General features: G+C 39.7%; 11 protein-coding genes and 1 pseudogene. 6 read left to right on the forward strand and 6 right to left on the reverse strand.

The genetic code is table 11. The annotated features are described in order from the left end of the window. The first annotated feature begins 27 nt into the window (after window positions 1-27). The 3 genes and pseudogenes from HUW48_RS02790 to HUW48_RS02800 all read left to right on the forward strand — a co-directional run bounded on the left by HUW48_RS02790 (window position 28) and on the right by HUW48_RS02800 (window position 3,072). Window positions 28-399: pseudogene (locus HUW48_RS02790) on the forward strand (four helix bundle protein). Window positions 400-431: 32 nt separating this feature from the next. After that, entirely contained in the window at window positions 432-2,216 is a 1,785-nt protein-coding gene (locus HUW48_RS02795) for an acyl-CoA dehydrogenase family protein (protein ID WP_182414226.1), read from the forward strand. Between the two features lie 667 nt (window positions 2,217-2,883). After that, on the forward strand, window positions 2,884-3,072 hold the full coding sequence (locus tag HUW48_RS02800) for a hypothetical protein (RefSeq protein WP_182414227.1): 189 nt from the start codon (window positions 2,884-2,886) through the stop codon (window positions 3,070-3,072). Window positions 3,073-3,082: 10 nt separating this feature from the next. Here HUW48_RS02800 and recG read toward each other — a convergent pair whose 3' ends face one another. From recG to mutY, 5 genes are all read right to left on the reverse strand, one after another. Next, window positions 3,083-5,176: an ATP-dependent DNA helicase RecG gene (gene recG / locus HUW48_RS02805; protein ID WP_182414228.1), complete on the reverse strand. Its 2,094-nt coding sequence runs from the start codon at window positions 5,174-5,176 to the stop codon at window positions 3,083-3,085. Between the two features lie 160 nt (window positions 5,177-5,336). Next, window positions 5,337-5,948: a gliding motility lipoprotein GldD gene (gene gldD, locus HUW48_RS02810; RefSeq protein ID WP_182414229.1), complete on the reverse strand. Its 612-nt coding sequence runs from the start codon at window positions 5,946-5,948 to the stop codon at window positions 5,337-5,339. Then, a complete protein-coding gene (gene gldE / locus HUW48_RS02815; RefSeq protein ID WP_246343669.1) occupies window positions 5,908-7,284 on the reverse strand; it encodes a gliding motility-associated protein GldE in 1,377 nt (458 codons plus the stop codon). Before gldE ends, gldD begins: the two co-directional genes overlap by 41 nt. Window positions 7,285-7,311: 27 nt before the next feature. Next, window positions 7,312-7,749, reverse strand: a complete 438-nt coding sequence (locus tag HUW48_RS02820) for a single-stranded DNA-binding protein (RefSeq protein ID WP_182414230.1) — start codon at window positions 7,747-7,749, stop codon at window positions 7,312-7,314. Window positions 7,750-7,796: 47 nt separating this feature from the next. Beyond that, window positions 7,797-8,876, reverse strand: a complete 1,080-nt coding sequence (gene mutY / locus HUW48_RS02825) for an A/G-specific adenine glycosylase (RefSeq protein WP_182414231.1) — start codon at window positions 8,874-8,876, stop codon at window positions 7,797-7,799. 203 nt (window positions 8,877-9,079) lie between these two features. Between mutY and HUW48_RS02830 the strand changes: the two genes are divergently transcribed. The 3 genes from HUW48_RS02830 to HUW48_RS02840 all read left to right on the forward strand — a co-directional run bounded on the left by HUW48_RS02830 (window position 9,080) and on the right by HUW48_RS02840 (window position 12,205). Next, entirely contained in the window at window positions 9,080-9,388 is a 309-nt protein-coding gene (locus HUW48_RS02830; RefSeq protein ID WP_182414232.1) for an HU family DNA-binding protein, read from the forward strand. A 114-nt stretch (window positions 9,389-9,502) separates the two neighbouring features. Next, window positions 9,503-10,333, forward strand: a complete 831-nt coding sequence (locus tag HUW48_RS02835) for a tetratricopeptide repeat protein (protein ID WP_182414233.1) — start codon at window positions 9,503-9,505, stop codon at window positions 10,331-10,333. Window positions 10,334-10,591: 258 nt separating this feature from the next. Continuing rightward, window positions 10,592-12,205 (forward strand): Rne/Rng family ribonuclease, encoded by a 1,614-nt coding sequence (locus HUW48_RS02840; RefSeq protein ID WP_182414234.1) that lies wholly within the window; start codon window positions 10,592-10,594, stop codon window positions 12,203-12,205. 107 nt (window positions 12,206-12,312) lie between these two features. On the opposite strand, the gene HUW48_RS02845 is transcribed toward HUW48_RS02840, so the two are convergent. Then, the gene (locus HUW48_RS02845) at window positions 12,313-12,978 is read right to left on the reverse strand and encodes a porin family protein (protein ID WP_182414235.1); all 666 of its coding nucleotides are present in this window, start codon (window positions 12,976-12,978) and stop codon (window positions 12,313-12,315) included. Between the last annotated feature and the right edge of the window lie 50 nt (window positions 12,979-13,028).

Below are 13,028 nucleotides of genomic sequence, written 5' to 3' on the forward strand. Positions count from 1 at the left end.
AAAGGATGTTGGACAAAAGACTATTATATGCACAATTTTCGGGAACTAAGGATATGGCAAGAATCTATACAAATAGCAAAAGCAGTATACTTGGAAACGGCGAATTTTCCAGCTAATGAGAAGTTTAGTCTAACATCGCAAATAAATAGATCCGTTGTTTCTATTGCCTCTAACATAGCTGAAGGTGCGATTCCTAAAAACTGAAGAAACTCTAATAAAGAATTTCTTCAGTTTTTAGGAATCGCACTTGGTTCTGCTTTTGAACTAGAAACACAATTAATCTTAGCTCATTCTTTCGGGTTTATACAAAAGAAAAATTTTGATGAAATTATAAATCAGATTCAACGAATTCAGAAAATGATAAATGCTTTTAAAGCATCGTTAAATAAAACAGTCTAACATCCTTATTCCTATGTCTAACATCTAATAACATGGAAGTAGCTAATAAAACCCTAAATGGCGGCGAGTTCTTGATAAAAGAAACTCCGGCGGCCGATGTATTTATTCCGGAGGAATTTAACGAAGAGCAACGCATGATGGCCGAAACGGCCAAAGAATTTGTACAAACGCAAGTGGAGCCACTGCTAGACCGGCTGGATAACCACGAAGAAGGGTTGATGGAAGGGTTGATGCAACAGGCCGGTGAACTAGGTTTGTTTGCTTTATCCTTACCCGAAGAATACGGTGGCTTTGATAAAGACTTTAACACGTCGTTGCTGGTAACAGAATCGGTAGGAGGCGGACATTCGTTCCCGGTTGCTTTTGCCGCCCACACTGGTATTGGCATGCTGCCTATTCTGTATTTTGGTACCGAAGAACAAAAGCAAAAGTACTTACCAAAATTATCCAGTGGGGAGTGGGTTGCGGCTTATTGCCTCACCGAACCAGGCTCCGGTTCCGATGCATTAGCCGCTAAAACCAAAGCGGTATTGGATGCCGGCGGGGAAAATTACGTTCTGAACGGACAGAAAATGTGGATTACCAATGCCGGTTTTGCGCAAGTTTTTATTGTTTTTGCTCAGGTAGATGGTGATAAGTTTACCGGCTTTATCGTGGAAAAAGATTTTCCCGGTTTTAGTTTGGGTAACGAAGAACATAAGATGGGTATTAAAGGCTCTTCTACCCGCCAGGTTTTTCTAACCGATTGCTTAGTGCCTAAAGAAAACGTGCTCGGGCAAATTAGTAAAGGCCATTTAATTGCGTTTAATATTCTAAACCTAGGCCGGATTAAATTAGCTGCCGCTACCTTGGGAGCTTCTAAAAAAGTAATTAATCTGGCGGTGAAATATGCCAATGAACGCTCTCAATTTAAAATTCCGATTTCAAAATTTGGGGCTATCCGCCATAAATTAGGCCAAATGGCTACCCGGATATTTGCCAGCGAATCCGCTTTATACCGCACGGGTAATGACATTTACCTGAAAGAACAAGAATTACTAGCCGCGGGCAAACCATTCGCCGAAGCTTTGTTAGGAGCCGCAAAAGAATTTGCCGTAGAAGCGGCCATGTTAAAAGTAGACGGTTCCGAAACGTTAGATTATGTGGTAGATGAAGGCGTACAGATTTATGGTGGTTACGGGTATTCGGCTGATTATCCTATGGATCGTGCTTACCGCGATGCCCGTATTAACCGCATCTTTGAAGGTACCAACGAAATTAATCGTATGCTTACCGTGGATATGCTCCTGAAAAAAGCGTTAAAAGGGGAGTTGGATCTGATGAGCCCGGCCAAAGCCATTCAGGACGAACTTATGAGTATTCCGGATTTTGGCGAAGAGGAAGAAGGCCTGTTTGTAGCCGAAAAGAAAATTATCCGGAACATGAAAAAAGCTATTTTGCTGGTAGCGGGCACGGCGGTACAAAAGTTTATGATGACCCTGGAAAAAGAACAGGAAGTACTCATGAACATTGCCGATATGGCCATACAAACTTACATCGCTGAATCAACCTTATTGCGGGTAGAAAAACTCATTAATCTGAAGGGGGAAGAAGCAGCTGCTCGCCAAAAGGATATGGCTCTGGTGTATTTATACGATGCGTTGGATGGTATTTACTTAGCAGGTAAAGAAGCTATAGCCGCCATGGCCGAAGGCGATGAATATAAATTGTTATTCATCGGCATTAAACGGTTTACCAAAGCCGAACCATTTAACATCAAAGAAGCCCGGCGCCGCATTGCTTCGGAGATGATTCAACAGAACCAATTTATTTACTAAACGTACTAAAAAATGCTTTAAAAGCCGGCTCCTAAATTAGGAGTTGGCTTTTTTGCTAATGCGGAAATTTTGATATTTTAACTTGTTAGACAAACTTCTAAATTATAGTATTTAATAAGGCCGAACATGCACGTTGTTAATACTTTAAAAATTATGTTTGAGCTAAATTTAAGCTAAAGATAATGAAGTAATATTCTATTTTAAGATTGTAAAAAGCAAGCAGCTATTAAATTCTCTGTTATTGAATATTTTAAAATTATAATGCTTTTTGTTGAAGATAAAATAGAGTAGTATTAATAAATTATTACCTGAAGATAGGATAAGAAGGAATGTTATAAAAAAATAATTTGATTAATTACTAAATTAAGAGGAAAATACTAAGAAAGTTATAGGAATATTCTTATGTGATGGGAATTGTATGAATGGAGCTTATTACCTTTATAGCTCAAAGTAAATAATAGTATTACTTACTTTTTTTGTGTGATTTTGAGTCCGGAAGGTTATTGATTAAATTATATTGCCAAAGCTTTTAAAAGTGAATAGGTAACAACTTTTTACCTTCAAGATGAAATCAACAAACAGATATTTACAGTTAACTAGCTAATATTTTTAAATTTATTCTTAAAAATATTAGTAAAGCTCTAGTTGTAAACAGACCAAACCTTATATGAAATCTATACTTAAGTTGTTGTTATTAGTAAGTTTAATGGTTGTAAGTCGCTTAGATAAGCAAAACTGGCACCTTACCGCTAAAGCAAACAAAGAAAGCATTCCTGCTACTTACCCTGTAAGTGATAATAATTTTACTAAAGTAGTAAATTCACCTATTCAGCAATTTTATATCAGCCAGAAATAATACTTTCCTTTTAACTTATTCTGCTCCAGTTTACGGTATTTGCTTGTAGCGATTGAATGTGCTGCTTTATATTCTCGTGTTCAGGCAAAGCTAATTCCGGATCCATTTCTAAAATTTCCAGAGCTGCTGCCCTTGATTCCTGCAAAATTTTAGCATCTTTTGCTAAATCAGCAATTAATAAATCTAATACTCCACTTTGTTGCGTGCCCATTAAATCTCCCGGTCCACGGAGTTTTAAATCTATATCCGCAATTTCAAAACCGTTGTTCGTGCGAACCATTGTTTCTAAGCGAATTTTACTTTCCTTGCTTAGTTTGTAACTGGTCATTAATATGCAGTAGCTTTGCTCGGCTCCCCGTCCTACGCGCCCGCGTAATTGATGTAGTTGCGATAAACCAAACCGTTCGGCACTTTCAATTATCATAACCGAAGCATTAGGCACATTTACCCCCACTTCAATTACAGTAGTAGCTACCATAATATGAGTTTCGTTTTTTACGAAGCGCTGCATTTCAAAATCTTTGTCCTGCGGCTTCATTTTGCCGTGCACCATGCTAATCTGGTATTCCGGAAATGCCCGCGTCACGCTTTCGTAACCATCCATTAAATCTTTGTAATCCATTGTTTCGGATTCTTCGATAAGTGGATACACAATGTAGACCTGGCGACCCAGTTTTATTTGTTCACGCAAGAAGCCGAATACCCGCAACCGGTGCGCATCGTAGCGGTGCACCGTAATTATTTCTTTTCGGCCGGCGGGCAACTCATCAATTACCGATACATCCAAATCGCCATACAAGGTCATGGCTAAAGTGCGCGGAATAGGAGTAGCCGTCATAACGAGCACGTGGGGTATAATCCATGGATTTTTCTGCCAAAGTTTGGAGCGTTGGGCTACCCCAAACCGGTGTTGCTCGTCAATTATGCAAAGGCCCAGGTTCTGGAACTTTACTACATCTTCGAGCAGCGCATGAGTACCTACAATCATTTTCATTTCGCCCGATTGCAGTTGTTCGTGCAAAATTCTGCGTTCGCTCTGCTTGGTAGAGCCGGTAAGTTTGCCTATTAAAATACCTAATTTATCAGCGTATTGCTTTAAACCTACATAATGCTGATCGGCCAGAATCTCGGTGGGAGCCATTAAACAAGATTGAGCGCCGTTGTCGTAGGCAATGAGCATAGCAATAAAAGCCACAATGGTTTTACCACTACCTACATCGCCTTGCAAGAGCCGGTTCATTTGTTTGCCAGCGCCTAAATCTTTGTAAATTTCTTTAACTACTCTTTTTTGAGCATTGGTTAAATCAAAAGCTAAATGGTTATTATAAAACTCCGTAAGAGTAGGCACTTGTTTAAAAACCTGACCTTTAAGTTCGGCTTTACGCACTGTTTTCTGCCGAAGTAACTTTAGTTGTACATAAAACAACTCTTCAAATTTAAGTCGGAAGCGGGCTGCAGTAAGCTTTTCGGTTGATGCCGGAAAATGAATGTTCTGTAAGGCATCTAGCTTCGAAATCATGCGATACCGGTCCAACAAACTAAAAGGCAAAGTTTCTTTTACCTGCGGTTGAGCCAGCTTTAGCAATTCGGCCATCATGCGGCTAATGGCCTTACTATCAATACGGTGATTTTTAAGTTTTTCGGTGGTATTGTAAACCGGTTGCAGAAAACTTTGATCAGCTTTTATTTCGCTTACAGCTTCTATCTCCGGATGGGCCATATTCAGGCGGCTGTTAAAAAATGTAGGCTTACCAAAAATAACATACTCCAAGCTTTTTTGGAGTTGCGTTTGCATCCATTTAACGCCTTTAAACCAAACCAATTCTAATTCACCGGTACTATCTTGTACTATAACCGATAAGCGCTGTTTGCGGCCTTCCCCTAGTAACTCTTTTGATTTTACAAACCCTTTAATCTGCACAAAAGGCAAACCTTCGTCGAGGTCAGAGATTTTATAAACCTGGGTCCTATCAAGATAGCGGAAAGGATAATGCTGAATTAAATCGCCGTACGTAAAAATAGTAAGTTCTGTTTGCAACAAAATTGCTCTTTGCGGACCTATGCCTTTCAGAAACTCAATTTTAGTACGGAAAAAGTTAGACACTCTTTTAAATTATGTATTAGAAATTAAAAATTGGAAATGAATCTAAACAAGAAGATTTCATTCCTTGATATTATAGCATTTGCTTTTTTAATTTTCAATCAATATCAAATAGTTTTTAAATTTCTAATTCATAATTTTTAATTTCAAATTCTTAAATTGTTTACCTCCACTCCAAAGTGTTGAGCATATGAACAATGTCCTTTTTAATGTATTCAATTACTGGAGCCAGCGAGTCGTTGGCGGTAGCGGTACGAAAATACAAGGCACCCCGGAAAAATCGCTCCGTAGAATCGGTTACATAGAACTGAAATTGGCTGGGAACTTCGCCGCTTAGTTCAAATAAATTAGCGGTTTTGCCTGTAGGAGTTTTTATTACTGCTTCCGTAATTCCTTCGGCCTTTATCTGGTGCTTGGAGGTTAAGCGGCGAGCATCTTCGATAAGCGCATTAAAGGTCTTTTGATTATGGTTAATAGTTCGATAGGTAAGCTGCACATTGGCGTTAAAACGAGGGTAAAACACGTTAATCCAATGTGGTTCTGCCAGCCGAGAGGAGTCTGGCCGGATTTTACTGTATACCGAATATTCGAAATAATATGGATGTTTTTCGGTAAGCGGCCGGTACTTTGGCACCGGTAAATCAATGCGGTTGTAGCCTTTAGGTTTAGGAGTAAACTCTTCGGAGCACGAATAGAAAACAAAAGAACCTAAGCACAACAGCAAAACTGGTTGCTTAAGCCACCGATGAAATATTTTCCTTGCTTTCGCCCACATATACTTTTACACGTTTAACGTGTTTGTTATCCGCTGATTCTATTACAAACTTAAATTTATCAAATTCAGTATCTTCGCCATCCTGCGGAATTTTAGAAAATAACTCAATCATTAAACCTCCTATTGATTCGTTTTTACCTCTTACCGGCTCAAAAATATCGGTAGTACTACCAATAATCCGGCAGAAATCGGCCAGCGAGGTTTTCCCTTCAAAGATATAGGTGTTTTCGTTGATTTGCGAATAAACAATTTCGTCTTCTTCGTCAAATTCATCTTTAATATCGCCCACAATTTCTTCAATTACATCTTCAAAGGTTAACAAACCCGACGTGCCGCCGTATTCATCTACAACAATAGCCATATGAACGTGGCGCTCCTGAAAATCTTTTAGTAAATCATCTACTTTTTTAATTTCCGGTACAAAATACGGCGGCCGGATTAAGGTTTGCCAAATAAAGTCAGGGCTGGCATCTAAATGCGGAAGCAAATCTTTTACGTATAAAATGCCTTCTATCTGGTCAATGCTGCCGTTGTAAACCGGAATCCGGGAGTACTCATACTGGTTAATTAACGGAATAATTTCGGCGAGTTTTTGGGTAATATCAAAAGCAGCAATATCCATGCGGGAGCGCATTACTTGTTTTACCGTAAGCGAACCAAAATTAACAATCCCTTTCAGGATTTCTTTTTCTTCGTGGGTAGTTTCAGGGGTGCTAGCTTCTTCAATGGCTTGCTGTAGTTCTTCAATAATTTGGGTAGTGGGCCGATGACGATATCGGTTCTCGATGGCTTGAGTAATGTATAAAAGCAATGAAACAAGCGGAGAAAGTAAATTTTGTGCCGTATTTACTACGCCCGTCATTCGTTGCGCCGTAATCAGGTTCTTCTGATTGGCATATACTTTTGGTAATACTTCGCCAAAAAAAGCAATTGCCAAGGTAAATAGTAAGGTAAAGCCTAATAACATGCCCATGTTAATAGTGGGCAAAGCAACTACCTCCCAAAAAAGATGCAAACTAATAATAACAATACTCAAATTAATAATAGTATCGAGTACCAATAGAGTAGTAAGCAACCGGCGCGGGTTTTCCAGTAAAACTGGTATCAGATGTATCGAGCGCTTCGGGCTTTGCCGGCAAAGTATCAGGTCGTTTTCGGATAAGGAGAAAAATGCAACCTCAGCTCCCGAAACCAGGGCTGAGGCTGTTAGTAAAAAAATAATGCAAATGAAAGTAAGATACGGCAACAAGCCCGAAAAATCGGGAAGGATTAAAAGTAAGGAGAGTACTATAAAACTTTTACTCTCAGGGTCGCCGCCCGAATCAATATTTTCCAAAGTAAAGCTGTTTAGTGGAACATCGGGTTAAAAGGGCAAATCATCTGGTTCACCCTCAAAGGCCGGCGCTTCAGCCCGCCCGCCTGAACTCGAACCAGCCGTTTCCGGGTTGCTGTTATTTGCTCCGGCATCGGTCCGGCCACCTAACATAGTCATGTTATCGGCTACTATTTCGGTGGAGTAACGCTGAATACCTTCTTTATCCTGATAATTGTTCGTTCTGATTTTACCTTCAATGTAAACTGATTGCCCTTTTTTTAAGTATTTCTCGGCTACTTCAGCTAAACCACGCCATACCACAATGTTGTGCCACTCGGTGCGTTCCTGCTTTTCGCCATTTTTATCTTTAAAAGTCTCAGAAGTAGCAATCGGAAAACGAGCTACAGCTACGCCGCCTTCCAGATGCCGTACTTCCGGATCTTTGCCCAAATTACCTACTAAAATTACTTTGTTTACACTTGCCATAGAAAACGCGTTTAGGTTTACAAAACTAAAGTTAAGTTTAAATATAATTAAAATCCGGTATCCTGCAAATATTGGCTGATAAGGACAGATTTAGGTAATTGCTCAATTTCATCTTTCGAATAAGCCACTAAGTCAGTTGATTCCAGGCTTTTCTCCCTTAAACGGAAATTTAGTTCTATCAGATAAAATTTGGCTACTATTTTCTGGTGACTTAAAGTACGTTTATACGTTTTAATGGGTTCCTGAATATATTTATAATCTATAGAAGGTTCCAGACTGGATACTTGTTGCCGGATACTTTCCGGGGAAAAAGCAGCTTCCTCTTCGGGTAATAAATAAAAATCGTAGAGCCCCTGCCAAATATCACTTTCCGTTCGCTTTTTTAAATAATACGTTTGCTCGTGTCGAAACACCAGATAATGGAAATATCGCAAGCGGCTGCCTTTATTTTTAACTTTATGCGGTAAGGCTTCTACCAGGCCGTGCTGAAACGCGTAGCACACCTGCTGGAAAGGACAAAACAAGCAATCGGGCATTAATGGGGTGCATTGGATAGCCCCAAATTCCATAATGGCTTGGTTATAAGTATCCGGGTGATCAGCGGGAATTAACGAATCGGCGAGTACCTGAAAGGCTTTTTTACCGGCCGGACTAGCAATGTTTTCGGCCAACCCAAATACTCTGGCCAGTACCCTAAACACGTTACCATCTACTACGGCTACCTTTTCTCTATAAGCAAAAGAAGCAATTGCGGCGGCTGTATACGGACCAATTCCTTTTAATTGCAATAAACCATTGTAAGTAGCAGGAAATATTCCATTACATTCTTTCGTTATATAGATGGCCGTTTGGTGCATATTGCGGGCCCGGGAATAATACCCCAGACCTTGCCAGTGGCGGAGTACTTCGTCAGGCGGAGCGGCTGCTAAATCCTGAACAGTAGGGTAAGCAGAGATAAAATCCAGGTAATAAGGTAATCCTTGTTTCACCCGGGTTTGTTGTAAAATTACTTCGGATAGCCAAATAGCGTACGGATCTTTGGTTTCGCGCCAAGGTAAAGAACGTTGATGACGTTGGTACCAATTTATTAAGGTAGTGGCAAAATAATCAGGAGTAGGAAGCGCCATTATGGTATTATTTGACTTAAAAATAGTATGCTTAACAACAATCTGACAGCATAAAATGATTTTTTGAGTAAATAGTTTTTACTTATCGAAAAGTGGGAGTACCTTTGTGCCCCGATTTAAAGCTAAGTAAAAGACAGAGTTAGCCTTATAACGCAACAATTTTATTTAATTATTTTTTTAACTAACAAACAAACTTTACCACAGTGACTAAAGCAGAAGTAATATCAGAGATTGCAGAGAAGACAGGTATTGAGAAAACGGATGTAGCTGCTACCGTTGAAGCATTCTTCAAAGTAGTGAAAGATTCCATGTCTAATGGTAACAATATCTATGTGAGAGGATTCGGTAGCTTTGTCAATAAGAAAAGAGCGAAGAAAGTAGCCCGTAACATCTCCAAAAATACGGCTATTATTATTGATGAGCACTTTATTCCTTCCTTTAAGCCTTCAAAAACATTTATTCAGAAAATAAAAAATAGCAAAAAGCTGAACGTAGCAGCTGTTTCTCAATAAATGGGAATAGTTAACTTATCTTATTTGTATCATAATAATTTATAATAGCTTCTGAAAACGATCTTCCGACCTCAAATTTTAGTGGTAATAGCGGCAATTGCGCTTATTATTGGAATGTTTTTTTTGCCCAGAGTTATTATAAACAAAGATAAGCAAGGAGCTCTTTCCAAATCAGGTGCGGCTCGCGATAAAGGAACCGCACCTGCCTCCGGAGAAGAAAGCCACGAAGGTCATGCGCACGCCCCCGGCGAAGGCCATGATGCCGAAGAGGTAGCTCACGTAGAAGCAACCCCTCAGCAACTTGCCGAATTAAATCTTTTGCGGCGGCAATATAACCTGGAAAAAAATGATTTGGCGCGCCTGAAACTAGCTAACCAGTTAGGGCAGAAGTACGCGGCAATTAGTAAATATGATAGTGCTGGTTACTTTTATGAGCAGGTAGCAGCGGTTCGTCCCGGTGAAACAGCATATCAGAAAGCGGCAGATCAATACTTTGAGGCATTTAGCTTTGCGGCCACCGAAGACCGCTCGAAGGTACTAGGAGAAAAAGCCCGGAGCCTGTACGAAAAAGTGTTGCAAAATAACCCAGCTAACCTGGATGCTAAAACCAACATAGCCATGACTTACATTGCCAGTGAGTCGCCTATGCAAGGAATTACCCTGCTACGGGAAGTAATTACTACCGATCCAAATAACGAAAAAGCTTTGTTTAACCTGGGTATTTTGTCTATTCAATCTACGCAGTACGATAAAGCTATTGAGCGATTTGAGAAATTAGTAAGCCTTAATCCGAAGCACGTACAAGGTAATTTTTACCTGGGAGTTTCATTGGCAGAAGCAGGCAAAAAACAAGAGGCCGAAACAGCCTTAAAAAGAGCTAAATCGCTCAGCGATGATCCTGGTTTTCAGGCATCGGTAGATAATGAATTAAGTAAATTAAAATAGTACTAATTTAGCTGTAGCAAAAATTCTGTTGTAGTTAGATTACCCAAAAAATCAAAAAAGTTTAATCCATTAAATCAAAAAATTATGCCTTGCGGTAAAAAAAGAAAAAGACACAAAATCTCTACTCACAAAAGAAAAAAACGTCTACGGAAAAACAGACATAAGAAAAAATAGCACTTTGTTATTTTTTTGCAGGCCCACGTTGCAGCGCGCAATCGTGGGTTTTGGTATTTTAGTTAACACCTAATCCTTAAAATAGTGAGTAATGAATTAATTATCAATTCTACTCAGGATGGGGAACGAATCGCGCTCTTACAGGATAAAAGATTAGTTGAATATCACTTTGAACGTAATGATACCAACTATACTGTAGGAGATATTTTTCTGGGCACTGTTAAAAAAGTAATGCCCGGCCTGAATGCTGCTTTTATTGATATTGGATACGAGAAAGACGCTTTTCTCCACTACCACGACTTGGGCGTCAATTTTCGATCGCTCAGTAAATTCGTAAAAGTAGCTCAGACGCAAAAAAACGCTACGGCTCGTTTAAGTCAGTATAAATTTGAACCCGAAATTGATAAGCTCGGTAAAATCAGCGATGTGCTGAAAAAAGGGCAGCAATTACTGGTACAAATTGTTAAAGAACCTATTTCTACCAAGGGGCCGCGACTCTCGTGCGAGTTGTCGTTGGCTGGTCGGTATCTGGTGCTGGTTCCGTTTTCGAATACGGTGAGCGTATCTAAGAAAATTGTGAGCAAAGAAGAGCGCCAGCGACTGAAGCGGTTAATTATGTCCATTAAGCCCGAAAATTTCGGGGTAATTATCCGGACAGTAGCAGAAGGCCGCGATGTGGCAGAACTGGATAAAGATCTGCGGAGCATGGTGGCTAATTGGGAAGAAGGCTTTAATGTATTACGTACAGCCAAAGAGCGCGATAAAGTTCTCGGCGAACTAGGAAGATCGTCGTCCATCCTGCGGGATATTTTAAACGAAAGCTTCGACAGTATAGTGGTAGATAGTGCCAAACTGTACGAAGAGACCAAAAATTATATTGAGAAAATTGCACCGGATAAAGCCCGGATTTTAAAGCACTACTCAGGTAAAGTAAAAACCTTTGAGCAGTTTGGAATTGAAAAGCAGCTAAAATCGCTGTTTGGTAAAACGGTAAGTATACCCGGTGGAGGTTACCTGGTAATTGAACACACCGAAGCGCTACACGTAATCGACGTGAACAGCGGAAATAAATCGAACACCGAGACGGATCAGGAAGCAACCGCCCTCAATGTAAACCTAACGGCTGCCCGCGAAGTTGTACGCCAAATGCGACTTCGCGATTTAGGTGGTATAATTGTTACGGATTTTATTGATATGAAATCGGCGGAAAACCGCCAGAAAGTGTTTGATGTAGTAAAAGAAGAGATGAAAAGGGACCGTTCTAAATCAACGGTTTTGCCTATTTCTAAATTTGGGTTAATGCAGATTACCCGCCAGCGCGTACGACCGGAACAAAACATTGTTACTGGCGAAGTTTGCCCGACTTGTAACGGCACTGGTAAAATATCGGCCAGCATTTTGGTTACCGACGAAATCGAAAATACTATTGACGATTTACTAACGAACCAGAATCAGAAGAACATTACGCTTTACGTGCATCCGTTTTTACACGCGTATTACACCAAGGGCCTGATTTCGAAGCAACTGAAGTGGTTCTTCCATTATTATAAATGGATTGGAGTTATGAAAGATACTTCGTTGGGCTTAACGGAATATAAGATAATGGATGAACGTAACGAAGAAATTGAAGTACACTCCAGCGCTATAGAAGTAAACAGTGTACAAGATAAGTTTGAAGCAGTAGACGAAGTAGTTTAATTAGCACCCATTATTAATAAAAATAAAACCCGCCGTTAATTAAACGGCGGGTTTTTTAATGCTTCAAAGTTAGAATTGTAAGAGAAATTTAAACCAGAAAGTTATTTCTAAAACTTAACTCCTAAATCAAGAGAAAAAATATTGTTTCTTACTTCAATTTTATCGCTAATTCTTTCTTCATAATAATCATCAATGCTGGCTAAGCCACGATGATATGATAAACCACCGAATAATTTAGTAGTTTCCCCAACCTGGTATTCCAAGCCGGTTCCTAAAATAACATCCGCATCAAATACGTTGAAGTGTTTAGAATATTTTTTATTATCTGGGTCTAATTTTTCACCGTTAACCTTTGCTCCCATGCGGGGGTTAAGCGAAAAACCAGTCTGGAAATAAACTCTCATATCGGGAGCCACCTCGTTCGTAAATAATTTAACCGTAAGTGGAATTTCTAAGTATTGTAAGGAAATGTCGTCGGTAGTACGACCACTAACGCCAGGTTGAATAAATGAAGTAGGGTAAGAAACGCTTCCACCTTTTCCGGTAAAAGATAAACCTGTGGAGAAAGCGGCATTTTCGGTAAAGTATAAATCAGCAATTACCCCAAACCCAAACCGGAAATTAGCACCTTCTTTTTCAAAGTCTACATTAGAAGGTACAATAAGACGCTGGCCGGCAATGGAAGGTGTAATTTTAATGCCTAATTCTAGCTCCTGGGCGAAAGCAGTAGACGTAAAAGCCAATAAGAGACAGATAAAAGTAATTTTTTTCATAGTTGTAAATTAAATAAACAGATTAAAAGCCTATCAGTATAATAGTTTAG

This window comes from Adhaeribacter radiodurans, from assembly GCF_014075995.1.
Classification (GTDB): domain Bacteria; phylum Bacteroidota; class Bacteroidia; order Cytophagales; family Hymenobacteraceae; genus Adhaeribacter; species Adhaeribacter radiodurans.